At 48.1% G+C, this 26,514-nt stretch carries 18 protein-coding genes; 9 read left to right on the top strand and 9 right to left on the bottom strand.

The window, feature by feature from the left end; translation table 11 throughout:
• Positions 1-320: 320 nt before the first annotated feature.
• Both METBU_RS0100695 and METBU_RS23010 read right to left on the bottom strand, forming a co-directional pair.
• On the bottom strand, positions 321-1,112 hold the full coding sequence (locus tag METBU_RS0100695) for an OmpA family protein (protein WP_017838797.1): 792 nt from the start codon (positions 1,110-1,112) through the stop codon (positions 321-323).
• A gap of 55 nt (positions 1,113-1,167) precedes the next feature.
• The gene (locus METBU_RS23010) at positions 1,168-1,554 is read right to left on the bottom strand and encodes a DUF4398 domain-containing protein (protein WP_083877582.1); all 387 of its coding nucleotides are present in this window, start codon (positions 1,552-1,554) and stop codon (positions 1,168-1,170) included.
• A gap of 1,519 nt (positions 1,555-3,073) precedes the next feature.
• Here METBU_RS23010 and tnpC point away from each other — a divergent pair.
• A complete protein-coding gene (gene tnpC, locus METBU_RS0100685) occupies positions 3,074-4,657 on the top strand; it encodes an IS66 family transposase (protein ID WP_017838795.1) in 1,584 nt (527 codons plus the stop codon).
• Between the two features lie 40 nt (positions 4,658-4,697).
• On the opposite strand, the gene METBU_RS23005 is transcribed toward tnpC, so the two are convergent.
• On the bottom strand, positions 4,698-5,693 hold the full coding sequence (locus METBU_RS23005) for a sterol desaturase family protein (RefSeq protein WP_051056227.1): 996 nt from the start codon (positions 5,691-5,693) through the stop codon (positions 4,698-4,700).
• 2,175 nt (positions 5,694-7,868) lie between these two features.
• On the opposite strand from METBU_RS23005, the gene glgP reads away from it, so the two are divergent.
• Positions 7,869-9,605 carry an alpha-glucan family phosphorylase gene (gene glgP / locus METBU_RS0100675; protein WP_017838793.1) on the top strand — a complete coding sequence of 579 codons (1,737 nt, stop codon included), beginning with the start codon at positions 7,869-7,871 and terminating at the stop codon, positions 9,603-9,605.
• Positions 9,606-9,939: 334 nt separating this feature from the next.
• Here the strand turns inward: glgP and METBU_RS0100670 are convergent, their stop codons facing one another.
• From METBU_RS0100670 to METBU_RS0100640, 6 genes are all read right to left on the bottom strand, one after another.
• Positions 9,940-12,147 (bottom strand): sensor domain-containing protein, encoded by a 2,208-nt coding sequence (locus METBU_RS0100670; protein ID WP_017838792.1) that lies wholly within the window; start codon positions 12,145-12,147, stop codon positions 9,940-9,942.
• A complete protein-coding gene (locus METBU_RS23000; protein ID WP_083877581.1) occupies positions 12,131-14,770 on the bottom strand; it encodes a chemotaxis protein CheB in 2,640 nt (879 codons plus the stop codon). Before METBU_RS23000 ends, METBU_RS0100670 begins: the two co-directional genes overlap by 17 nt.
• 157 nt (positions 14,771-14,927) lie before the next feature.
• On the bottom strand, positions 14,928-15,050 hold the full coding sequence (locus METBU_RS28890) for a hypothetical protein (RefSeq protein WP_017838790.1): 123 nt from the start codon (positions 15,048-15,050) through the stop codon (positions 14,928-14,930).
• A 190-nt stretch (positions 15,051-15,240) separates the two neighbouring features.
• Positions 15,241-16,362: a DUF1207 domain-containing protein gene (locus tag METBU_RS0100655; protein WP_017838789.1), complete on the bottom strand. Its 1,122-nt coding sequence runs from the start codon at positions 16,360-16,362 to the stop codon at positions 15,241-15,243.
• The gene (locus tag METBU_RS0100650; protein ID WP_017838788.1) at positions 16,362-16,982 is read right to left on the bottom strand and encodes a BON domain-containing protein; all 621 of its coding nucleotides are present in this window, start codon (positions 16,980-16,982) and stop codon (positions 16,362-16,364) included. Before METBU_RS0100650 ends, METBU_RS0100655 begins: the two co-directional genes overlap by 1 nt.
• 789 nt (positions 16,983-17,771) lie before the next feature.
• Positions 17,772-18,845, bottom strand: coding sequence for an OmpA family protein (locus METBU_RS0100640; RefSeq protein WP_017838786.1), 1,074 nt, complete (start codon positions 18,843-18,845; stop codon positions 17,772-17,774).
• A gap of 1,048 nt (positions 18,846-19,893) precedes the next feature.
• Between METBU_RS0100640 and METBU_RS0100635 the strand changes: the two genes are divergently transcribed.
• The 7 genes from METBU_RS0100635 to METBU_RS22995 all read left to right on the top strand — a co-directional run bounded on the left by METBU_RS0100635 (position 19,894) and on the right by METBU_RS22995 (position 26,502).
• Positions 19,894-21,054 carry a baeRF3 domain-containing protein gene (locus METBU_RS0100635; RefSeq protein WP_017838785.1) on the top strand — a complete coding sequence of 387 codons (1,161 nt, stop codon included), beginning with the start codon at positions 19,894-19,896 and terminating at the stop codon, positions 21,052-21,054.
• A gap of 467 nt (positions 21,055-21,521) precedes the next feature.
• Entirely contained in the window at positions 21,522-21,839 is a 318-nt protein-coding gene (locus METBU_RS0100630) for an HPF/RaiA family ribosome-associated protein (protein WP_014149000.1), read from the top strand.
• 818 nt (positions 21,840-22,657) lie between these two features.
• Positions 22,658-23,596 carry a hypothetical protein gene (locus tag METBU_RS0100625; protein ID WP_017838784.1) on the top strand — a complete coding sequence of 313 codons (939 nt, stop codon included), beginning with the start codon at positions 22,658-22,660 and terminating at the stop codon, positions 23,594-23,596.
• A gap of 708 nt (positions 23,597-24,304) precedes the next feature.
• Positions 24,305-24,718: a BON domain-containing protein gene (locus METBU_RS0100620; protein WP_017838783.1), complete on the top strand. Its 414-nt coding sequence runs from the start codon at positions 24,305-24,307 to the stop codon at positions 24,716-24,718.
• 17 nt (positions 24,719-24,735) lie between these two features.
• Positions 24,736-25,251 carry a hypothetical protein gene (locus METBU_RS0100615; protein WP_017838782.1) on the top strand — a complete coding sequence of 172 codons (516 nt, stop codon included), beginning with the start codon at positions 24,736-24,738 and terminating at the stop codon, positions 25,249-25,251.
• A gap of 53 nt (positions 25,252-25,304) precedes the next feature.
• Positions 25,305-25,748, top strand: coding sequence for a DUF2383 domain-containing protein (locus METBU_RS0100610; protein WP_017838781.1), 444 nt, complete (start codon positions 25,305-25,307; stop codon positions 25,746-25,748).
• Between the two features lie 340 nt (positions 25,749-26,088).
• Entirely contained in the window at positions 26,089-26,502 is a 414-nt protein-coding gene (locus tag METBU_RS22995; RefSeq protein WP_235726362.1) for a hypothetical protein, read from the top strand.
• Positions 26,503-26,514: the final 12 nt, after the last annotated feature.

Here is a 26,514-nt window from a genome sequence, read left to right as displayed (position 1 = left end):
CGCGACTGTCGAAGCCAATGACGATCAATATCCACAGATTTATCAAACATCAACGCTCCCAGTGATTCGATAAACTCTGTTCAGCAAGTGTACCGGCACTTATGTATATACCTTTCGCACTTCAAATTTCGGCAGTGCCTAAGGAGGCACCGGGGTGTCCGCGACAAAGGCTTTGCCAGCATGGAGCTGGCTAGAGCCTACATGGACATATTCACGGCGTCCTTTGGCGGACACCCCGGTGCCGAATTTTGATCTACGATGGGTATAACGATGAGCGCTCTAGCGTGGAACGATAATTGCCGGAGGACTGAATAGTTACACTAGCGTTCTTTAACGATGCCTGTTTCATCAGAGATGATTATTTCAACTCTGCGATTTTGTTGTCTGCCAGAGGAAGTTGCATTGGTGGCAATGGGATAAGTCTTGCCATAGCCAATAGCAGTCATACGCGCATCATCGATACCCGCATGCCGCAGTGCTCTGTGAACGGCTTCGGCTCGGCGTTCAGACAACTGCTGATTGTAAGAATCGGAACCGACACTATCCGTATGACCTTCTATGCTAACTGTTATTTCCGGATGTTGTTTTAGGAATTCAGCCAATTGACTAATTATTCTCATGCCTCCAGCTTTGACATTGGATTTGTCGTATTCGAATAATACGTCACCCATCGTCACAATCATTCCTCTTTCACTCGGTTTAGCCTTTAATTCAGCGAGTTGTCGAGCCAGGTCATCTGCTTCACGCGTGCGCGCCTTGATCTGAATTTGTTGTCTTTCTGTTTCAGCTTGAGCGATGAAATCTTTAGCAATGGCGGTATTGGCTTTTTCGCGGGCAATTTTAGTTTTGATCTCCGTCTTATAAGCTACTCTTTTGATTTCCTTATCTTTGGCACCGTCTTCAACCATCCATTTTAGTTTTGCTAATGACTCTTCGGCTTCAGCATGAGGAATGGGAGCCTTAGCTGCAACTAAAGGATCGGCATTGATTTCGTCAAAAAGTCTCTGCGCACTGACTAAGTCCGGATTAGGAGACGTTGATGCGCATCCGTATATTAATCCAGCAATACTCAGTACAGTAATAAACTTCAAGTCAGTGATTAACTGCTTCATGATAGATTCCTTATTAAATTATTGAATGACGTAAATGATGCAAACGGCCTGATGTTCAATAGGCCGGATGATATCTTTTAAGTTCTTCTTTTAAGATACGATTACCATCCTTGATCTCTTCAGCTGATTTCTGGACTTTTAATGCTTCAGCTTTTGCTTTAGCGAGCTCCCCTTCCAATTCTGCTTGAGCCGCTAAATTACGCGCTTTTTGGTAATCTTTATCATCCATAGCAGCCCGTGCGTTTTCAAGAGTTTGGCTTGCATTTCTAAGTTCGAGTGGTGCAAGTTGCCTTGCACCATCAGCCTCCGCCTCTTTGATAACATAAGAACTGCGCGTGATTTCTTCATGAGGCGGAACTCCAGCACAACCCAGGATAAACATAGAAACTCCAAAGGCTAGCCCGAGCTTAATTGTTTTTGTAACGCTTCGATAATTTTTCATATTAACAACCTCATTTTTGTTGTAGTTGGGCCTGGCAATTTAGCCGATGACAAGTTTAATTGGCGACACAAAGCATTTCTTAATACTGATGCAAGCCAGTGACCAACCGATTATCACATGCTAATAAATATTTCGCGCTTACCTCAAATCAATAAACCTTCACTGACATTATCTGAATCATCCTATGCTTAAAATTGCGAATAATATTAAAAAGTGAGGAAACGATTTCGCTAAAATGTAATATTTTATTTTTAATTCAGGCTCCCCAAAATTTCTCATTTATCGTAAGTATTCAGTCCCCCTCTTTGAAAAAGAGGGGCTAGGGGAGATTTTTTAAATAAATCCCCCTCAATCCCCCTTTTTCAAAGGGGGAGGCTAACAATTACGCCTGAATTGCGGTAATTTGCCAACGGGGTCTGAATACTTATCATTTATCACTTGCAATCGTAATTTTTATAACCCCTGCATTGTAATTATTCACCCCCCTATCGTTCCCACGCTCTAGCGTGGGAACGATAATTGCCGGGGGACTGATTAGTTACCCTGCATTTTAGACAAGCTATAACTTTGCCTCTCCGTTTGAAAAAAAAGATTGAGGAGGATATATTTAAATAATCACCCCATACCCCATATTTTTCAAAGAGGGGAACTGAATATTTACAAGTTGGATACTACTATATTACTTAGAATTTCTCTGTTCGTTATCGAACATAACATTCCAAATTTAAGGTTTGCTAAACATATGTAATGTATCTATTCAGTCCCCCGACAATTATCGTTCCCACGCTCTGCGTCACTGCCAAAGTTAAGGGAAGCCCGTCATTCCGCCATGGACTGGCGGAATCCAGTGCCATGGATGGCAAGCTTTTGAGGCAAAGTAGATCCTGGATACAAGCATTACTTAATTCTGTGATGGCTTAACTGGCTTCCCACTTAAGGCGGTACAAAAGCACTAAGGATTAACCGTTCGCCTTAAGCCCTTCGGCTGCGCTCAGGAGAGCCCTGTCGAAGGGTGGACGACGGTTAATCCGCCCATGGTTCGACAGGCTCACCACGAACGGATTAACCTTCAACTGTCCCGCGTTAAGTGAGTAGCCGCTTAACTTAATGGCAGTGACGCTAGAGCGTGGGAACGATAGGGGGGTGAGTAATTACTATACCTTTCGCACTTCAAATTTCGGCATTAGCGTATGGAGGCGTCGGGGTGCTAGGTCGATTTTTGCTCCTCGGCAATTGCTCCTGCATTGCCCTACTACACGCCATCCTTGGCGTAATGCAAAATCGACATTCACGCCATCCATGGCGCTCGCAAAGGCTTTGGCAGCATGGATGCTGTCATAGAGCCTACATGGACGTATTCACAGCGTCCTTTGACGAGCACCCCGACGCCGAAATTTGACGAGCAAAGGGTATACATGAGGCGAACAATTAGTAACTATTCAGACCCCTACTACAAAAATCATCCAATCAGTCATTAAAAAACTGTATTTTTAAGCCACCAAGACGTATTCTGTGCGCCATGCAACTGAGCGATCACGACCTAAACCAACTGGATGAAGACAAGCTTCTTGACTTGCCGGAAGAGGCTTTGCGTCGCCTTTCGATTCGTTTGCTCAACGATCTCAAGGAAGCACGCGAGCGCTTGAAGCAAAACTCGCGCAATAGCTCCCGGCCACCCAGTAGTGAAGCACCGTGGGATAAGGCGAACGATACAGCCAGTGATACCGATGCTATAGACGCTGGCGAAGACACGCCGGATCAGGAGGTGGATAACACATCTCCCGCGCCACCTGCTAAAGAATCCAAACAAGATTCTCAAACCGACTCGTCTCAAGCTTCGGATAATGTGCGTAAACCTGGTAAACAGCCCGGCGCGCAAGGTTTCGGCAGACAGCAAGTCCTGCCAGTGACTGACTATCAAGATCATCGTCCCGAGCTTTGCGCGTGTTGCGGTACTGTGTTCACGGCAAGTCAGCAAAAAGCGTATACCGCTTTTGATACTGTTGACCTCACCTGGGCTGACGCGAACGATCCGGGCTTGAGATTGATCACGACGCGGCATACCTATTATGAAGCGACGTGTCACTGCGTCCATGTGACGCGAGACGAACCGTATCGTCACGTGCCCCACGGCAGTTTGCCGAACGTCGTGTGCAGCGAATGGCGCCTGGTCGGGCCGGGTTTGGCCGCCTTGATTGTGTGTCTGGCCTATCGCATGCGACTATCCCGTGCGCGCATCCGCGAATTCTTGCAGGATTGGTTAGGTTTGAGTCTCAGTGTCGGCACGATCAACAACACCCTGCATGAAAGCGGCGCGGCGGCGATGCCGATCGAAGACGAACTCATCGAGGCGGTGGTCAACAGTCGATTATTGCATGTCGATGAAACATCCTGGATGGAACTGACGACCTTCTTATGGCTGTGGGTGTTCAGCACGGATAGCGTGACCGCTTACTGGATTGCCTACCGCAGCGCTGAATTGCTCGAGAACCTCTTGGGCGCGGATTACTTGGGCTGGCTCATGGGCGATGGCTACCAAACCTATCGCAGATACCCGAATCGTGTGCGCTGCTGGGCGCATCTGCTGCGCAAAGCCCAAGGGCTGGAAGAGAGTTTCGACCCTGTGGCCCGCCAGTTCGGCAAGCACACACTGGCGTTGCTGAATACGCTGATGAACGCGATTCGAGAGGCCCGTGTCGACCCACCCGACAAACCGTTGACGGAAACCTTTCAAGAAGCATTGGCGCTCTATCGAGCGCTATGCGAAAGCCTGCGCGAAGCAACGCATAAAAAGACGCGTGAGCTGGCCGGTGAAATGCTCAATGATTGGGAGGCGATCTTTCAGGTCGTTGCATCCTATCATTTGCCGTTGACCAACAACGAAGCCGAGCGGGCACTGCGGCACTGGGTGATTTTGAGACGCATCAGCTATGGCACGCGCACCGAGCAAGGCTCGCGGGTATTCGCCATTTTAATCAGCGTGATCGAAACCTGCCGTAAAAGACAGCAATCCCCTTGGCTTTATTTGGCTGTAGTCATTGATCATCAGCGGACCGGACGGCCGATTCCAAAATTACCACCAGTGGCCAGGGGGTCTGAATAGTTACAACAATTACGGCCAAGAGGTAAATACTTACCATTAATTACTCGAGGCAAAGGCGCTCCATGACCGAACGCCGGGTATATAATTTCCGGGCTATATCCTGCTCTGCTTCCAGCCAATCGTACATTTCATTACCCGGCTCAAAACCGCGTTTCTCGGCTTTAAAATAAGCCGCCTCGGCAATCATCGGCATGGTCTCCTGCCTTACATCAAAAGGAATTGCTTTGGGCCTCTGGGTTACACCGAACTTCAACAATTTTAAAAACGTCAACGGCGGCTTGCCATTGATGCCAATTTGTTTGGGCTCCAATTCGGCCAAGGTCCCGAACAGACGGTCCCAAATCGAAAACACCGCGCCGTAATTTCTGTCGTGTTCGACTCGAACCGTCGAATGATGGACCCGATGCAGATAAGGGGTAATAAACAAATACCCTAGGTTTTGTTCACGGGAAAATGCAATATTTGCGTGATGAAACATGACAAACAGCATCATCAATAATTCGTAAGCCAATACGCTGGCTTTATCGAAACCGAAAATGACTATACTGAGTACCTTAATCAGCGTTACCGCCAATATTTCCAATATATGCACACGGTATGCGGTTGAGACATTGAGATGCGGCTCGCTATGATGGACTTTATGAAATAACCATAAGCCATCAAAATCATGGCATGCCTTGTGCCAAAAATAAAATACCAAATCCAGCAACAGTAATGACAGAGCGGCTTTTATTGCCGCATTCGACATCCCGCTCAAAATTCCCGCACCGGAAAAATGTTCGGCGACGATTAGCAACGAAGCAATCGACATTATCGACAACACTAAACTGTTGAACAAAAACAATGTGATATTAACCCGGTAAGAGTTTTTCAACTCATGTGTCGGTAACTTTTTTCTAGGGCGATGCGTTTCGATGATGAACAAAATGATAAAAAACATCAATATTGAAAATCCCGCCAGATCGAATGAAGTGATCATCGACCAAACACCCACTGCATCAAAAAGATTCATGGAAGCATTCATTGTTAGAGTCATGACTTATCCTCACTGAAGTTACAAAAAATTGTCTAACAACCGGCTAGGATTACAACAATTCCCAGTTTGAGCATTTTTTGCCGGGTTTAGGGTATGAAGTCTGCCTGTCGTGGAATATCCTGTCCCTTGATTATCGAGATTGGATCCAGCGTAACTATTCAGTCCCCCCGACAATTATCGTTCCCACGCTCTGCGTCACTGCCATTAAGTTAACGGAAACTGGTCATTCCGCCATGGACTGGCGGAATCCAGTGCCATGGATGGCAAGCTTTTGAGGTGCATCAGAGCCTGAATACAAGCATTATTCATTTCTGTGATGGCTTAACTTAATGGCAGTGACGCTAGAGCGTGGGAACGATAGGGTGGGTGAATAATTACTCCCTTTTTAGTCTTAGGCGGTTTTTCAATCAAAAGGAAGTAATATGTAACATGTAATTGTTCAGACCCCTGCATTTAAAATAAGTTGGAACTTTACCTCCCCCTTTGAAAAAGGGGGATTTATTTAAATAATCTCCCCTAAACCCTCTTTTTCAAAGAGGGGGACTGAATATTTTACAGTAACATAACTTAACGAGTCTATTAATAACTATACTATGGCTTTGAACGCCATTTTTCTGGGACACTGTCCTCTGGAAACTTCTTAATAGATTGCTCAAAGTTTTGAGTAATTATGGATTGAAGAAACTTATAAATACTGGCCGGAAGAATGGCGGCATACCTACCTACTGATGCGATCAATTTATTCATATATTTGCTTTTATTGGATTGTTCATTAGTATTGATAGATACGAAAACATTAACCTATAATCAAGACTCACTGTAACTATTCAGACCCCCGGCAATTATCGTTCCCACGCTCTGCGTGGGAACGATAGGTTGGTGAATAATTACTTATAAATTGACATCCCCCTTTAAAAAAGGGGATTAATTTAATATATCTCCCCTCTCCCCTATTTATCAAAGAGGCGGGCTGAATACTTACTAGGAATCTGGTGCCAGTCTATTAAAAAACTTTCTAACAGTCGGTACGGTAGCGCACTTTGAACCCAATCAGTTTTTATATATTCAAGTTACAGTATTTCAGTAATCATTTAGCCCCCACCACTTGTAAGGTAAGTATTCAGACCCCGTTGGCAAATTACCGCAATCCAGGCGTATTGTTGGCATCCCCCTTTGAAAAAGGGGGATTGAGGGGGATTTATTTAAAAAACCTCCCCTAGCCCCTCTTTTTCAAAGAGGGGAACTGAATACTTACCTTGTAAGTATTCAGCCCTCATATACGCCAACTTAAGAAAATAACGCGTCATTCCGCCAGGAATTGGCGGAATCCAGGTCCAGGGATGGCAATGCTTAGCTTCACACTCATGTAACCTTGATATCGGCAATCCATGCCGTTATGACGAATAAAGCCACAAATACACCATAGTATAGGCACTAAGTTGGCGCTTATGACCGTTTAGCCCCCTATCTTGATATTTAAGCCATTGATTGTTATGTTCTATTTTTTGAGTGATCGCAGCATAAATTTAGGATGCCAAAACTATTAATCGATATTTTTCAATAACTTGGAATTATTCGCTGTTTGATCGTATATTATTTATACCCTTTGCTGGTCAAGTTTCGGCGCCGAGGTATCCGCCAAAGGACGCCGTGAATACGTCCATGAAGGCTCCATGCTGGCAAAGCCTTTGCGAGCGCCATGGATGGCGTGAATGTCGATTTTGCATTACGCCAAGGATGGCGTGTAGTAGGGCAATGCAGGAGCAATTGCCGAGGAGCAAAATCGACCTAGCACCCCGGCGCCACCTCGGGCACTGCCGAAATTTGAAGCGCGAAAGGTATAAATGGTAGCGAGGTCGAGCAGGGATAATGATGTCGACCACAGACTTGGCTTTGTCGTACTGTTGCGAAGACGGCTAGCATACGCGGCCTTTGTCAATTCTATGTGCGTTAGCGAACAGAAAATCGCCACCTTTTTACGGTTAAATTGAAAAAAAATGTGCGGAAGTGGCGTCCATAGTCTATTCATAATCTATTGGCACCGTAATTTTGCGAACTGGTGGTAGGTTTATATGGCAATAAATTGCTCTAGAGACAGGCACCACGGAACATTGAGCCGGCACGTTCGAAATTCACTTCCATCAATAAATTAGAATCTTCTAAGAGAGCCTTGATATGAGCATGTCACAGCAATTCAAAATCGAATTGGATAGCGTTAGGGACGAGGCACGGATAGCCTATTTCTCAATGGAGATTGCTCTGCACCCTGCGATGCCGACTTACAGCGGCGGATTGGGAATTCTTGCCGGCGACATGATCCGCGCCGCCGCCGACCGCGAACTACCGATGGTGGCAGTCACGCTATTGCATCGCAAAGGTTATTTTTATCAAAGACTCGATAGCGGCGGCATGCAGACCGAGGATTCCGTTGAATGGGTGGTCGAGGATTTTCTCCAAGAATTTCCGCAACGGGCCGCGGTCTCGATAGAAAACCGGACGGTCCATTTGCGTGCCTGGCGTTATGAGGTTCGCGGGTGTACGGGCGGCATAGTGCCGGTTTATCTTCTGGACAGTGATCTTGCGGAAAATGCGGAATGGGATCGTAGCTTAACGCATTGGCTGTACGGCGGCGACCAGCATTACCGACTGTGCCAGGAAGTCGTGCTCGGTATGGGGGGCGTGTCTATGCTGCGCGCACTCGGACACCATGGCATTGAGCGCTTTCACATGAACGAAGGTCATGCCAGTTTGTTACCCATCGCGCTGCTGGACGAACAAGCCGAACGAGCCGGTCACGATCGTGTCACTCAAGAAGATGTCGAAGTGGTGCGCCGGCATTGCGTGTTCACTACCCATACACCGGTACCCGCGGGTCATGATCGCTTCCCGTCCGAGCTCATCAACCAGGTGTTGGGCCGCGTCGAGACCGAGGCTATGAAGGAAGTATTGCTGTGGGACGACTATCTCAATATGACCTATCTGGCGCTCAATCTGAGTCATTATGTCAACGGGGTTGCCAAGAAACATGCCGAAGTATTGCGGCAAATGTTTGCTCAGTACCGCATCGATTCGATTACCAATGGCGTACATGCAACGACCTGGACCAGCCCGCCGTTTCAGGCCCTGTTTGATCAGCATGTGCCCGGTTGGCGCGAGGATAATTTTACGTTGCGCTATGTCTTGGGCATTCCACCGCAGGAGGTGTGGCAGGCCCATGATCAGGCTAAACGCCAGCTGATCGACCACGTCAATCGTGTTACCAATGTGGGCATGGATGCCCAAGATTTGACGATAGGCTTTGCTCGCCGGGATGCGACTTATAAACGTGGCGACCTGATATTTCGGGATATTGAACGCTTAAAGGCCATCTCCGCCGGCGTCGGCCGTTTCCAGATCATCTATGCCGGTAAGGCCCATCCGCAGGATCAGCAAGGCAAGGAACTGATTCAGCGCATCTATCAGGCGCGGGATGCGTTGAGAGGCTATGTCAAAATTGCTTATCTGCCCAATTACGATTGGCCATTGGCGCAATTGATGACGGCCGGCGTGGATATTTGGCTGAATACCCCTCAACCGCCGCTTGAGGCATCCGGTACCAGCGGCATGAAGGCGGCCCTCAATGGCGTGCCCAGCCTGAGCATATTGGATGGCTGGTGGATCGAAGGTTGTATCGAAGGCGTTACCGGCTGGGCAATCGGTGAGTTACCGACCTCCGTTAGCTTCGAAGAGGAACGGTCGGCTCGGGATGCAGCGGCGTTATACGACAAGCTGGAGCAAGTAGTCGTTCCTTTGTTTTATCATGACCGCGAACGCTTCATCGATGTAATGCGTCACACGATTGCGCTCAATGGCTCGTTTTTTAATACTCAGCGCATGGTGTTGCAATACGTCACCAAAGCCTATATCCACTGACTGTAGGAACATCATGAGAGCGATTGTAATCACGGTGGTCCTCGATAGACACATCCCATGCCTTTTATTCTTAGACGGTTTTTCAATCAAAAGGGAGTAGAGCGAAGCGAAACCCATCATGGAAAGTCATGAGAGCCATTGTATACCTTTCGCACTTCAAATTTCGGCAGTGCCTGAGGAGGCGCCAGGGTGTGCGGCAAAGGCTTTGCCAGCATGGAGCTGGCATAGAGCCTACAGGGATGTATTCACGGCGTCCTTTGACGGACACCCTGGTGCCGAATTTTGATCTGCGATGGGTATAACAATGTTTCGCGAAATTATTGCGTGCAGCGCTTTAAGATAATAACTTCTCGAACTCCTCTGCGGATACCGCTTTCGAGACCAAATTCCCTTGTCCGTAATCGCAACCCGCTTGCCGCAACAAATCGAATTGTTCCTGTGTTTCGATACCTTCAGCGATAATTTTCATATCCAGTTTGTGCGCCAACAGAATCATCGCTTCGCATAATACCAACTCGTTGGAATCGGCCGTTAGATTGGCGACGAAGGATCTGTCGATTTTCAAATAATCGATATCGTACTTTTTGAGACTGTACAGCGACGAATTACCGGTACCGTAGTCGTCAAGCGATACTTGGATGCCTGCGTCCCTGAATGCAAGCAATTTTTCAGATACGATGGCGGTTGCATTCAACAATAATCCTTCGGTAATTTCCACCGCAATACAATCCCCGGATAGGCCTCGATCCTGCAAATAAACAAACCATTCGTTTAACTTGATACCATTATTTTGAAACTGCGCGGATGAAGTATTGATGCTAATTTGAAAATCCGCACGGTAATTGGCGCGCCAAATGGCGACCTGGTCTACCGCCTGATGAAAAACCCATTCGTCGATCTCCGTTATCATGCCGTTATCTTCTGAAACGGCTATAAAATCTAACGGATGAATCCAGCCTCGCGTAGGATGTTGCCAACGAATCAAGGCTTCGGCTTTTTGGATTCGACCGGATTCGAAATCCACGATGGGTTGATAAAACAAACTCAGTTGCCGATCGGTCAGCGCATGCCGCAAATCGTTGCCTAAGCGCAACCGCATCGCCGACGCTTCTTGCATTGCCGGCATAAAGTAACAATAACGACTTCGCCCCTGATTTTTCGCGGCATACATGGCTTGATCGGCATTCTTCAGCAATTCTTCTAGGGTTTCGGCATCGCTCGGATACAAGGCGATGCCGATACTGACCGAAATATAACACCGTTCTTTTTTCACTATAAACGGCGCCGTCATACATTCAACCATGATTTGAGCGACACGATCGACACTGCTGAACTCGTCCAATTCGTCCAAAATGATCGTGAATTCATCGCCGCCGGGACGTGCCAGCGTATCGGTTTCGCGCAGACAACCTTTCAAACGCTGTGTAGCCTCCTTGAGCAGCTCGTCCCCCGCGTCGTGACCCAAGGTATCGTTAACATCCTTGAAATGATCCAGGTCAAGAAACATCAGGGCCAACTGCCGCCCTGTCCGGTTGGCTTTATTGATAGCCCGTTGCAGGCGATCGAGAAATAAGTACCGATTAGGCAAGCCGGTCAGTTGATCGAAATGGGCTTGCCGACGAATGATTTCCTCCGTCCGTTTTTTGTCGGTAATGTCGGTAGCCGTGGCGATACGCCGGATGACCTCGCCGTTTTGACTATACAGCGTATTAATCGATAACCATTCGAGAAATTCTTCTCCGTTTTTACGTTTGGTCCATATTTCTCCCTGCCAATGGCCTGTCGAATTCAGGCTATGCCACATCGCCTCGTAAAAAACCTTATCATGACGCCCGGATTTAAGCAGCGCGGTCGTTTGGCCGACGGCCTCATCCGACAGGTAACCCGTCAATCGCGTGAAGGCCGGATTGATGCAGACAATCCGGTTGTCTTTATCAGTCACTATAATGGCTTCCTCGAGCGTCAGAAACACAGTCGCAGCCAGTTGCAATTCTTGCTCGTTACGTTTTCGTTCACTGATATCCGACACGGCAAGAAGACACGAATCACCCGTTTTGTCGGCAATGCCCTCGACACGTACCCATTTTTGATCGTTACCGATTTGTAAAGTCATCTCGCAGCTGTGCGAATCGGTATTCGCAAACACCTTTGCCAGAAAATTTTTAAAGAGAAGTTGAAATATATTGGTTACCCAATGGGCAAAATTTTGCCCACATAGAGCGGAGCGCTCAATAGCCAGTAATGACTCGCTACGAAAATTGGCCTGTTGAATGATGCCTTTGCAGCATAAACTAAAATAAGCAAGCGGCGCGAAGTCGAACAGTTCGGTAAAGCGTTCCAGGGCTATTTCAGACTGAAGACGCGCTTCCCGCAACGCTTCATTCTGCATTTCCAACTCGATTTGATGGACTTGCAATTCGTGCACTAACCTTTTTTCGTCGATCGCCACTCCTGCGGGCGACGCTTGTTTAACAGCAAGCCGTTGTTCCGCGCGCCAGCGTAATTCATCTGAATTATCGGGTTGTTCATTCGGATTGATCATTGAGAGCCCTTAATTTCGCTTCCAGTTGCTTGGTTTCGGAAATATCGATAAAAGTAATCACCACGCCGTCGATTACGTTGTCTTGGGTTCGATAAGGCATGATACGCACCTTGAACCATCGGTTACCGGCGGCTTCGACTTGTTTTTCGGCAAAGACCAGAGTTCGCAGCACTTCGTGCGCATCTTCCTGAAGTTGCGGATAGTCCAGATCGGTCACGAGGTCGGAAAGCGGCCGCCCGACATCGCTGCTGATCAGCTTGAATATACGACTGATATGTTTGGTGAAACGCCTGATATTAAGGGCGCTGTCCAAAAACACCGTGGCAATGTCCAAGCTATTGAGTAAATTATTCATGTCGTTGCTGACCCTCGACAGGTCGTCTACTTTTGCTTGAAGCTCCGCATTCACGGTTTGCAACTCCTCGTTTAAAGACTGCATTTCTTCCTTGGACGTGGTCAATTCTTCATTGGATGACTGCAATTCCTCATTGGTCGATTGCAATTCCTCATTGGCGGAGCGCAACTCTTCTTGAGAAGACTGCATTTCCTCGCGCAAGGTTTGTATATCTTCATTGGCATGTAGAAGTTCGATCTCCAGCGTTTTCTGTTCCTCACTCGTCGATTTACGGGAGCGTTTTCTGGCCGGCAACGGAGACGCATCGTTAAACACGACGAATAACATTCCGTTTAACGCCACTGGCTTTCTGATTACTTGAACAGCCAGATTAACTATTTGCGTTCCGCCATTGGTGCCTACCGTCAAGCCTTGCATATGAATGGCTCCGGTTTGGTTCTGCGCTTTTCTCAATGCGCCGGACAAAATATGGCGCAGTCCGTCACGGGCCATTGCGTAAATATTCCAGTTAGCTTTGCCGGCGGCAGGCTCCAAATACTTACCGGTACGTCCGTTAATGTAAAGAATGTCTCCGTCAGCATTGACCAAAACGGCCGCCGGCGAAAAGTGTTGTAATAAAAATTGATCCGCCAACGTTTGCAGATTATCGATCACGGGCGGCTTATAGCCGCCAGGTGCTTGCGAAATTACCGAGGAATGCTTAGTCGGAAAATCGACGTCCAAATTCCGCCGAAAACTTTCAATACGGCGGTAAAGACGTGATTTATTGTCGACCACTTCATATAAATCCCTGAAACCGCTAATCGTTTCGGAATTACCGAGCAGCAAGATGCCATTTTCGGTCAGCGCATAATGGAACAGCGGGATCAGTTTTTTTTGCAATTCGGCATTGAGATAAATCAACAAGTTGCGGCAACAAAGAATATTCAACTTGGTAAAAGGCGGATCCATGATGACGTTCTGCGGCGCAAAGGTCACCATCTCGCGTATTTCCTTGTTGATGCGATAGCCGTTGCCGTCGATGCTAAAAAATCGGCTTAAGCGGTCTTCGGAAACATCGACGGCAATATTGGCCGGATAAAAACCTTGCCTAGCCTTATCGATCGCATCTTGATCGAGATCCGTGGCAAAGATTTGCAAGGTCATTTGACGTTTTGATTGGATTTGCGCCAAGGCTTCCTTGAACACGATGGCCAGAGAATAAGCCTCTTCGCCTGTCGAGCAAGCCGGCACCCAAGCCCGCAGGTCCTTGTTTGTCGAAGGATTGGCCAATAGCTCGGGAATCGTGTTGGTTTTGAGGATCTCCCATACCTCCGGATCGCGAAAGAAATTGGTTACACCGATCAATAGCTCCTTGAACAAAAGATCGAGTTCCTGCGGGTTTTCGCGTAGATACCGCACATAATGAGCTATCGCATTAATTTGATGCAAGCCCATGCGGCGCTCGACGCGGCGAAAAATAGTGTTTTTTTTGTAAAGCGAAAAATCGTTGCCGGTTCTTTCCCGAAGCAGAATCACAATTTGCTCCAAGCCGCTTTGCGATTTTTCTTCCAACTTCGTTTCGGGCGCGGCCAATAAACCACGCGGGTTATGCTTGAGATAAGCATAGATACGCCCCCACATTTCTTGTGCCGGCACAATGATGTCGGCCAGTCCCGCATCGATCGCGCTTCGCGGCATGGAATCGAACTGAGCGGAATCCGGGGTTTGTACTAGGGTGAGACCTGCGTTTTCCTTTATGGCACGCATACCTAAAGTACCATCGGAGCCCATCCCGGAAAGAATCACACCGATTGCCCGTTCATGCTGATCGTCGGCCAAGGCTCGGAAAAAACTGTCGATCGGCAAACGCAACCCACGAGGCGCGACCGGATCCAGCAAATGCAGCTTACCGTGCAGGATAGACAAATCTTTATTGGAAGGAATCACGTACACCCAATTGGGTTTAACCTGCATGCCATCGCCAGCCTGGGTAACCGTCATCGGCGTGACGCGCTGCAATAATTCCGGCAGAATCCCTTGATGCGTTGGGTCGAGATGCTGAATGACGACAAACGCCGCGCCGTTGATTGCCGGAATCGGCGTAAAGAATAGTTCCAGGGCCTCCAAACCTCCTGCCGACGTACCTACCCCGATAATAGGCGGATTAGAACTGCCGGTTTTGGCGGATACCTTTCTCTCCGGGGTGGTCGTGTCCGGTTCACCGACGGGTGTATCGGTTAGTCTTGATGGAGTCGAGCTGGATTGGTCGGGAGTAGATTTAGTCATTGTTGTCTAATGGGTTAGATTAAATTGACTGTCAATCATATCACCGCATTTTCAGTCATCGGTGCAAAAACAGCGTTGTCTTAACTGCTTCTCTTAATTTGACTCCACGAAATCGAATATTTTCATCACTCAACCCCAGCAATTCCCAAATTGGAGATCAAAAAGGGTGTGGGGTATGCTTGGCGAGGATGTCGGCAGCTGGGCAGATTTTTGCTCCTGCAAAATCTGCATTCACGCCTTCCATGGCGTTTGCAAATTTTTGCTCCTGCAAAATCTGCATTCACGCCTTCCATGGCGTTTGCAGATTTTTGCTCCTGCAAAATCTGCATTCACGCCTTCCTTGACGTTCGGGCTGCCGCCAAGCTTCCATGGATGGGTTCACGGCGGTCCTCGGTAGGCACATCCCATACCTTTTATTATTAGCCGGTTTTTCAATCAAAGGGGATTATTATGTGCAGCCATCCGCCAGGTTAAAAATGATAATGTGCACCTATGCCGACATACTCCACTTTGTCATTGTAAAACTGCCCACTGGGCGAGTAACCATTAAAGTATTCCACAAGCAACTGAAGCTTCCGGCCCAAGACTTGTAAATTTTCAAACTCGACGCCGGCTCTGGCCGATACATCGGTATTCCATTTGTTTTCTTCAAAATTTTTCAGGTCGACCGCAATGATGGGACGCATGTCGGCAAATTCCATGCGCCAAGGGCTTCGAAATTCAACGCCATATTGAGCAGACCATATTTTGAGGTCGTCAGGCTCTCTGTGAAACAGCCCGCCTCCACCGCCATAAATGCGCACGCCAAAAGGAAGCTCATAGGAAAGCCTCAAGTCCACACCTTCGTAACTAAGGTTTACGCGCTCGAATTTTGTGCCGATTTGTCGTAACAAAAATTCGTCGCCAAGATGAGAACTCTGATGGTAAATGCGGCCGAACGCTGAAAACTGGCCAACCCGCATACTGGAATAGAGCGACGCAATGAAATCGGTATTGACCAAATCGGTCGATTCGGCTCCCAAGTTGAAATCGCTAAACACCGAGGCCTGAATGCCCGTTTCCCATTGCGCGGAAGTTTCTCCGAAGTTTGCACGATAAAACGGGATGGTTTCACCGAAGCTGACCGATCCTATGTCCTTGCCGTCAAAATTGTCATTCTGGTAATTACGGTAGGCGGCTGAAAAATGCGCCCAGCGAGGATCGGCCAGCAACGGCTTGAAAAGATGACCGCTCGGCAGTAGTCCTGTCGGTAAAATAATCTTATCGGTTGCCGATACGGTCTCATCTCCCGGAACCTGAAATTCATCGGCAGGTACGCTAGCCTTTGCTTGCGATATTTTTACCGCATTGACCCCTGGAATTTCGGACAATAGTTGTACCGCTTTAGCACGATCTGCGGCTTTTAAATTCCCTACAGGCAATGTAATAACGCCATCGCGGACATTTAACGGCGGCATATCGATTTTTAAACCCTGTTTTAATACGCCGGCCGCATAACCGGCGATGTATGCGTCATTCTGGGCTGCGGCATTAGCCAGCGTTGCATGCAATACCATCAAGCCCATAATTGCCGCCAATCGATAACTCTTCATTATTCCGCGCTCGGTGCAGTTTTAACAATCAGATCGCTTTGCACTGATTTGACATATTGCTGATTGACTGCAATTTCCAATGCCCTGTCGACATCTTGCTGGGAACCCACCGTACCGCTCAACTTCACGATGCCGTTAACGGTTGTTACCTCAATTTGGGATGCCTGAAGCATCGGATCATTGACCAATGCGGCTTTGACTTTTAGGCTAATGACCGAATCGTCGATGTACTCACCGGCCGTTTGAGCTCTGTCGATTGCCGCCTCCTTTGCGCGTTCAAGTTCTTGTCCTGCCGCCTCTGTCGTTTGTTCAATTTCATCTCCGGCTTTTTCTAACGCTTCTTTAGACGCTTCAGTCGACTCTTCGATGTACTGCGTAGTTCGATCGGCTTGTTGATCCAATGACTCCTTGGCGGCCTCTAGCTTTTGCGTTGCATCGATTCGCGATTGTTCGATTTTTTTCTCTCCCTTTTCATACGCTCGATCGATTTTTTGCCCGGCTTTTTCAGCGCTTCCTTCTTCTTGTTGGCAACCGGACAATCCGAGAACAACGGCTAATAAAGCCGGCATTAGAACTTGATCCGCCAAAGCCATATGTTTGTATTCATTGATTGTTTTCATGTGTGATTCCTTTTTATCTTTTAAAACAGTATGCAACCGATATAGCCGCACTCCCGCTTCGTGTTGAAATAACGTTTAAAATCTAACATTAAAACTAGGCGCGGTCTGTTCGATAACGAACATAAAACAGGATTGTCTAGCGTGAACCGGCTTTTCCATCGTTCCAACGCTCTGCGTGGGAATGCAGCCTGAACCGCTATGCGGTTCGGTGGCTTCGATAAAATCCATGGCTGCTGAGCATCATTGGCTTCGATAGTCGCGACGAAGGCGTCGCTCCCACAAGGGTTCCGAAAGCTCTGTGGGAGCGATCCCCTGATCGCGATTTCGAAGCCGGGTGCGTTAAGTAACAATAAAGGGTATCGAGGTCACATTAGCCAAGTTGCCAATACACAAATTATACCTTTCGCACTTCAAATTTCGGCAGTGCTAGAGGAGGCGCCTGGGTGTCCGGTCGATTTTCGCTCCTCGGCAATTGCTCCTGCATTGCCCTAATACACGCCATCCGTGGCGTAATGCAAAATCGACATTCACGCCATCCATGGCGCTCACAAAAGCTTTGCCAGCATGGAGCTGGCATAGAGTAAAGTGGACGTATTCACGGCGTCCTTTGTCGGACACCCCGGTGCCGAATTTTGATCTACGACGGGTATAGCTTGAATCGGCTTTTTACCTACCACGGCTAAGGTTAAGATATACCTCAAATCTTATGGTTGCATTAACAATAAAACCCGCTTTGATAACGGGTTTTTCGTTAATTAAATTTAAGATGCTTTGGAGAAAATACGTTTATTACTCCTCGATCCAAATCAACTCGACACGGCGATTTTCGGATCGTCCCGCTTCCGTGGCGTTATCGGCAATCGGCTGTGTTTCACCGTAGCCTTTCGCAATCAGTTTGTTGGCGACACCTTTTCTTTTGAGGTAATCGACGACTGAGGCCGAACGGCGTTGCGACAATGCCATATTGTAGTCATGACTGCCTTCGCTGCTGGCGTGTCCCTGTACTTCAATGTCATTGGATTGCGGATGAGCAATGAGATTTTGCGCGACGCCATCCAGAATTCCTTGGGCGGTTGGCGTCAGTTCCTCTGAATCGAATTTAAAACCGACGCCCTTCAATACGAGCCTGATTAAACAGCCTTTAGCGTCGACTACGCCGCCTTTGATAGTGTCGGGACATTGATCCAGGCAATCGTTTACGCCGTCACCGTCCGAATCGAGAGTCGCGCAATCCGTAATGGCAACCGGTTCGACCCGAGTATCGGCTCGCTGCGCGAGTGTTTTCGGCTTATCGCCGAACGGAATGACAAAACCCACGTTGACCGTCATATCATGAAATTCGTCCGTACCGGGCTGTACATGGGCATTGAGATTATTGTTATATCGATAGCGCACATCGCTCCGGACTAAAAGGTTGTCGTGCAATTCATAAGAAAAACCTACGCCGGCTTCGCCAATGATACCCGCTCCGCAATTACCTGAGACACAGCTGTTCATACCGCCCACACCGACGACCGTATACGGCGAAAATTTATCGCGAAAGAAATAATACTGTAAGTCCGCAGTACCACCGGTTAGGCTCCAGGCGCCATTCGTACCGTTAAAGCCTTCATAGAAGCCTTTCAATTCGACATTGAAATGCTCATCGATGATTTTACCGAAGCCCATTCCGCCGCCCCAACCGTTGCTTGCACTTCGATCGCCACCGGTGTCAACGTATGATGCGAAAGGCGCGATATACCATCGATCGTCTTGATAGTGATCGTCCCAGCGATCGGATCGATAATGATCGTCGGCCTGAACCAGCGGCTGCATACTCATGCCGGCTAATAAAGCGATTGCGAATAAATTGTGTTTCGGCATGGTGTCTTCCTTATTGAAGTAAATATGAATGAGAAATGATAAAACCCGTCAATGATTTGCCAAATTCCGTTAAAACATGGTGATTCAACGCTTCAGCAAATCATGTTGCTAATAAACCTTGTTAAGTAGCTTAATCGCAACATTCGGTTATCGTCAGTGCGTTACCGCACATAGCGTCCTTTCCGAATAAAATATTTATTAAACCCGTATCGCGCATTCGATTCATCGACTCCGATTGTCCTGCCCAATCTAAATAAACAGTAACTCAAGTTCTTCTATTTCGTTCAGCCCCTGTATTTAAAACACTTTAGAATTTGGCATCCCCTTGAAAAAATTTTGTTTGCGTCGGTAATTGAAAAGACTTCTGCGGGACGGGTTATTTAACCCGTCCCCAATGTTTCGGTTTGCCCTAAACATTTCGGCTAACTTCGGCCAAAGTCAAAACGTTTAGGACGGGGTTGCAAACCCCGTCCTGCTAGGGAAAACTCTTCATTCCCGCATGCCGACTCATTTCCTTATGTACGCTAACGAACTGAATGTCTTCAGTTTTAATGTTAGAGTTTTTTAAAGTTTGCGCGTGCATAAGTCACCGAACATGTATTTCAACGAGATAGAACGCCCAACCGTTAATCGTATCTTTACACCGTGCGACTCCTGATTTGAGCGAAAAAATCGTCTAATAAACAACAAGGTGCGGGGTATGTTTGGCGAGGAGGTCGGTAGCGGGACGGATTTTTGCTCCATGCAAAATCCGCATTCGCCCAGCATCTTTGACTCATCTTAACGATTATGAAGATGCGGTATCGCCGCTGCAAATGAAAGTATTTTGGGCATCTCCCAACATGACTTTCAGAGTAACGATCATGAAGAAGCTATCATCACCCCGGCAAATGAAAGCGCTGGGGTGCTTAGGGTCGGAACCGACATTGTTTTTCATATCGAAAAATTAGATAAAGAGTCCCAATCTACGAACTTTCAAAGTAACAGTTGTACGATTTTTCAGTAAAACAGGAGTACATAGAGTGGATAACGAAAGAGAGGAGAAAAAGTGAACTCACTTGACAAAGACTTTACAGCGGGACTCATGGAGAATTGTAATCCTCCTTGCCTTTCGCTTTACCAACCGACTCATCGGAACCATCCGGACAATCAGCAAGATCCGATCCGGTTCAAGAACCTCGTGAAGGCACTGGAAGAGTCGCTCCTGCAACAATTCCCGAGCGACGAAATCCAGCCATTGCTGGAACCCTTCCTGGCACTGGCTGACGACCGCAACTTCTGGAACTGCACCCATGACGGATTGGCTGTGCTGGGCGCGAAAGGCATATTCCGAGTCTACAAGCTCCAGCGGCCGGTAGCCGAATTGGCTGTTGTGGCGGATAGCTTCCACACCAAACCTCTGGTGCGGATTCTTCAGTCAGCCGATCGTTATCAGATTCTTGCTGTGAATCGCCACAAGATCAAGCTCTTCGAGGGAAACCGTGATGCTTTGGACGAGATCGAGCCGGCACTGGGTGTCCCGCGGACGTTAACCGAGGCGCTGGGAGAAGAATTGACCGAGCCACACCAGACCGTCGCCTCATACGGAGGTGTCGGTGGCGGGCACTCGCCCATGCATCACACTCACGGAGGGAAAGAGTCTGAGGTGGACAGCGACGCGGAACGCTTCTTCCGCGCCGTCGACCGGGCGGTCTTGGAGCACCACTCTCAGCCATCGGGCCTGCCGCTGATACTGGCGGCGCTGCCGGAGCATCATCATATTTTTCACGACGTCAGCCACAATTCGTTTCTGATACCGGAAAGCATCGATATCCACCCGGATGCCCTGTCGTCGACCGATGAACTGCGCCAGCGCGCTTGGCAGCTTATCGAGCCTCGCTATCTAACGCGCCTGACCGCACTGGTCGAGGATTTCGGCAACGCTAGATCCAAGGGACTCGGTGACGACGACCTGACCCAGGTCGCCAAGTCTGTTGTAGAAGGGCGGGTCGCCACGCTGCTGATCGAAGCCAGCCGTGAAATTCCAGGCCGGATCAATGCAACGACCGGCGAAATCGCATTTGACGACTTGGAACATCCCCAGGTTAATGACCTGCTCGATGATCTAGGAGAATTGGTCCTGAAGATGGGCGGACAAGTGGTCGTGGTCCCCAGCGAACGGATGCCGACGGAGACTGGAATAGCTGTGATCTACCGTTATTCTGACTGAAGTTTTGATAAACATTGAAGGAACCTGATTAGCAAGTTTCTTCAGCTAAAGGCCAAAAACCAGCATATCCCTAGCAGGACGGGGTTTGCAACCCCGTCCTAAACGTTTTGACTTTGGCCGAAGTTAGCCGAAATATTTAGGGCAAACCGAAACGTTGGGGACGGGTTAAATAACCCGTCCCGCAGAAGTGGCTACGACTGGCCTCTGCTCGGACAATTAGCTTCAGCAAGCTGAAGCATCTTGCTAATCAGGTGAAGGAATGGGCAGAATACCAAAAAGAAGCGTTCTTACGCGTATGAGACTGAGAAATAATGCGCAGATACAGATAAAAAGCATTCTTCACCATGAAGGCAACGAAGAAAAGACTCAAGTAATTCATGTTCTTCATGGTTGTTCACTATCTAAAGCTTTAGCCGTCTCGTATCTCCTCCCCCTAACAACTCATAAATATATAAGTAGGCAAACACATGCATATTCAGATCAACACGGATAGCAACATCGAGGGCAATGATGCGTTGACTCAACAAATTGAAGCCCTGGCCAGAGACACCCTTGATCGCTTCAGTGAACAAATAACACGGATAGAAATCCACCTGAGCGACGAGAACAGTGACAAGAAATCCGGCACTGGAGATAACCGCTGCCTGCTGGAAGCTCGTCTCGCAGGTCTCCAGCCGATTTCAGTGAGCGACCAGGCTGCGACTCTGGAGCAGGCTGTCGACGGTGCTCTCAAGAAATTGAAGCGATCATTAGACAGCACCCTAGGACGATTGAACAACCGCTAAAAATGGGTGCGCCCACTTAAGAGACGGGACGGATTGAAGTTAAGACTCAAAGTTGCCCCATCTTAAGAACCAAGATCATCATCGGAACTGACGGCTGGATACACTTGAGCCGCGTTGAAACCCGCATACCTGCTACCAGCCGGCAAGGAGCTGGGCGCCCCCTAAGGCGAGTCTTGCCTCGTAACGTACCTCAAAAACTCGGAGTACCCGAGTCAACCCTCACTGCCATTATACCTTTCGCACTTCAAATTTCGGCAGTGCCTAAGGAGGCGCCGGGGTGCTCGGCAAAGGCTTTGCCAGCATGGAGCTGGCATAGAGCCTACAGGGACGTATTCACGGCGTCCTTTGACGGGCACCCCGGCGCCAAATTTTGATCTCCGATGAGTATAAGTTAAGGGTAACCCGTCATTCAGCCATGGACTGGCGGAATCCAGTGCCATGGATGGCAAGCTTTTGAGGCACATTAGAGCCTGAATACGAGCATTAATTATTTCTGTGACTGCTTAACTTAACCTGATTAGCAAGTTTCTTCAGCTAAAGCCCAAAAACTAGCATATCCCTAGCAGGACGGGGTTTACAACCACGTCCTAAACGTTTTGACTTTGGCCGAAGTAAGCCGAAATGTTTAGGGCAAACCGAAGGGTTAAATAACCCAGCAATTCCCAGTTTGAGCAGTTTCGCCGATTTTAGGGTGTGGGGTATGAATGTCGCTGAACTTCTGAAGCGGCAAATTGCTTCAGCCGAATGTGTGATAGCGTACAGACTATGGTGCCGATTCGTACAATAATTTCTCTCACATAACTCAATGGAGACTCATTATGCCCCTGCCTAATAACTCAACTGCTGACGAATACGCCTTGTCCTTACAAACTTCAGCTAGCGCAGTATCGTGGAGCGCTATCTTGGCAGGCGCTACGGCAGCCGCTGCTCTGGCGTTAATCCTTTTGATGTTGGGGACGGGTTTAGGTCTGTCCTCGGTATCGCCATGGGCGTACAGCGGCGTCAGCGCAACAACTTTCGGAGTATCGTCCATTCTGTGGTTGACCTTCACGCAACTCGCTGCTTCGGGGATGGGGGGGTACCTAGCCGGCAGGCTGAGAACAAGGTGGATTGCAGTACATACGGACGAGGTCTACCTCCGTGACACCGCGCACGGCTTTCTGGCCTGGGCCGTTGCCGCGCTGTTAACTGCTGCGCTACTCACTGGGGCGTCTGGATTCATCGTTAGCGGTGGAGTTCAGGCTGGGACCGCTGTAGCTGCCTCTGTAGCTGGTGGAGTAGCCACTGGAGTCGGAGCCGAGGCTGCGAAATCCGACAGCGAAAGCGAATCGATGGGTTACTTCGTGGATTCGCTGTTCCGAAGGGAGATCGGCACAACTCCATACTCCTATACTTCTGCCGAAAGCGATTCAGCACAGAAGGCAAGGTCTGTCGGGTCCGCTTCCGAAATAATCCGCATCTTCATGAATAGTATTCACACGGGCCCTCTGCCTGCAGAGGATGTGCAGTATGTCGGACAGGTTGTCGCGTTGCGTACCGGCACGAGTCAACAGGACGCTGAAAAACTGGTGAGGGATACCTATGCTCGCGCACAGACAATGCTACATGATGCGGAAATTGCTGCGAAAGAAGCGGCTGACAAAATGCGCAAGACTTCTGCCTATATGGCGCTGTGGTTCTTCATATCGCTACTCATCGGTGCGTTTGCTGCCAGCTACGCTGCAATATTCGGTGGTCAGCAACGCGACATGTACTAGCCACTACAACTCTTTAACCGTTAAAGAAGGAGACAAGCAATGCGTTCAATACTTTTGTACTTTCTCGGTATTCCCATACCCATCATCATTTTGATTGCTCTATTCCTATAATAGTCGTCTCGTGAGACAGACGTCGTGATGGAACGGAGAAAGCAGCATCGAAATAAGACGGGTAAGTAACGCGCATGGAATAAATCAGGGATATGTAGGTGCGAATTCATCCTCGCACTTGTGGAAGTTATTTTATGCAGGTTCCTAAATTCATCAATCCACTCAAGTTTGCACAGCAAAAACCGCTGACTCAAAAGGTGAGCAATTAAAAAATAAAACTGGCAGGGATACCATTCAATTATCGTGACTGTTCAGCATATGTGGCTGGGTAGGTTGTCGGGTATCGATTTATAAGGCTGTCTGTTGCAGTCAGGTCTTACAAGGACTTATTCACGCGTCCTTAGAAATTAATGCCCGACACCTTTTATATACCCATCGCACTTCAAATTTCGGCATTGACGCATGGAGGCGCCGGGGTGTTCGGCAAAGGCTTTGACAGCAGGGATGCTGTCACAGAGCCTACATGGACGTATTCACGGCGTCCTTTGACGGACACCCCGGCGCCGAAATTTGACCAGCAAAGGGTATATATAAATATTATGTTGACCAATTACCAATTAGCCTTAAAAAGAAACGCTCAAAAGCGAGGAAATTACAATGTCTACACGATTACAGTTAGTACTTTTCAGTTTAACCGGTAGCCTAATACTGATAACCGGTACCGTACAAGCTGAACAGAATACCGCCATCTATTTGGCTGACGGCCCCAGTTCGTACCTGGAAAATACCGAGCGCAATGTTCGCGACAGGGATGATGCTAAGTTAACCCCGGAAGATCAAAAGGAATCCAAAAGTGATATCGACATCACGGCTACCATCCGTCAAGCCGTCGTTAGGGATGAATCGCTTTCATTCAATGCAAAGAATTCAAAAATCATTACTCGTCATGGAGTCGTGACTTTGCGCGGGCTGGTTGAAAGTGGAGCCGAAAAAAATAGACTGCAACAAATCGCCACACAAACACCCGGCGTAGTGCAGGTAGATAATCAACTAGAAATTAAAGCGCCGTAAAGGCCCAGGAGAACGACATGAGTAAAGCAGTTTTTTGTATCGCCCAAAATATCGATCATGCAGAAAGCATAGTTAATGACCTGAATGCCGCGGGTTTTTCCCACAGCGACATATCAGTTTTGTTTCCCGACAAGTCCACCACCCAGGATTTTGCACATGAAAAGAACACCAAAGCGCCGGAAGGGGCTGCTATTGGAGGAACAGTGGGCTTTGGCACCGGCGGTGCGCTCGGTTTATTAGCCGGAATTGGCGCTTTGGCTATTCCAGGCGTGGGCCCCTTTATCGCCGCAGGACCCCTTATGGGCGCCTTGAGCGGAGCCGCAGTTGGCGCTGCCGCTGGAAGTTTGACGGGGGCTTTAATCGGACTGGGTATCCCGGAGTATGAGGCCAAACGCTATGAAGGAAAAATCAAGGGAGGTAGTGCCTTGATTTCAGTCCATACGACAAGCAGCGAAGAAGTTGATAAAGCGAAAAAGATCTTCGAGCAGGCTCATGCAGAAGATATTTCCTCGACTGGGGAAGCGTCAGTTTAAGCTTGCTGCTGCTATTGCACGTAATCAAGAAATAATCACCTAGGAGTTTTATCATGCATAACATAGAAACACTCAACAAATTTCTGAAAGATGAATTGTCTGCAACAGAAACTTATCAACAGGCGCTGGACAAACTTCATGAAGATGTCGTCCTTAGCGAATCGGAGCATCTAAGGACCATTTATGAGGATCATAAAGCGTCAGCTTCCAGTTTACAGTCACTCATCATTCGACTGGGAGGAACTCCCTGTGAAGATTCAGGAGCCTGGGGAACTTGGGCGCAAATAGTCCAGGGAGGCGCTAATCTGCTGGGTAAAGAAACGGCGCTAAAGTCTTTACAAAGCGGAGAAAAAAGTGGCGCAGAAGCTTATGAGGAGGCGTTGCAAGAAACTGAGCTGCCTTCAGAAATTCGCTCTTTGATTGAAACGAAGCTACTACCTGCTCAACAAGAGCATATTCGAACTTTGGATCGGCTTATAGGCGTGGAAGCCGATTAGATTTTCCAGCCCTTAGTACGCAGTTGTTAAATAAAGAAGCCAGCGTGAACTCAAATTGATTCGCGCTGGCTTTATTTATCCTGATTAGCAAGTTTCTTCAGCTAAAGCCCAAAAACCAGCATATCCCTAGCAGGACGGGGTTTGCAACCCCGTCCTAAACGTTTTGACTTTGGCCGAAGTTAGCCGAAATGTTTAGGGCAAACCGAAACGTTGGGGACGGGTTAAATAACCCGTCCCGCAGAAGTGGTTACGACTGGCCACTGCTCGGACAATTGGCTTCAGCAAGCTGAAGCATCTTGCTAATCAGGTAAGTTTTTGAAGTTTTTTATTGGAGTCACTTATGTCTATATTTAATGCTGAAGATTCAACAAGATCAAGCCTGGATCGCGTTCGTAGCTCCACCGCTTCCCATGTCAACGAAGAAATAGATCTTCAAACAGATTTAAATATTCAAGAATATAAGAGCAAAAGCAAGGCGGAAATTCTTGAGCGTATTCAAATGCTGGATAAGGAATGGGATGTAGAGCGAGTGCTTGAAGTCAATGCCTCTACTTTATCCCTAACCGGTCTGATTCTTGGTTTAACCAAAAATCCGAAATGGTTATTTCTGCCCGGCATTGTTTTGCCTTTTCTATTGCAGCATGGCTTGCAGGCTTGCAAGGATGGTGCCCCCCCTTACCCCTCTTACGACGGTTTGGTATCCGTACCCGAGGAGAAATCGACCGGGAAAAATACGCGCTTAAACTCCGGCTAGAAAAAAACTGAG

This window comes from Methylotuvimicrobium buryatense 5G (assembly GCF_000341735.1).
GTDB lineage: Bacteria > Pseudomonadota > Gammaproteobacteria > Methylococcales > Methylomonadaceae > Methylotuvimicrobium > Methylotuvimicrobium buryatense.
This window is presented reverse-complemented; position numbering and strand designations above follow the sequence as displayed.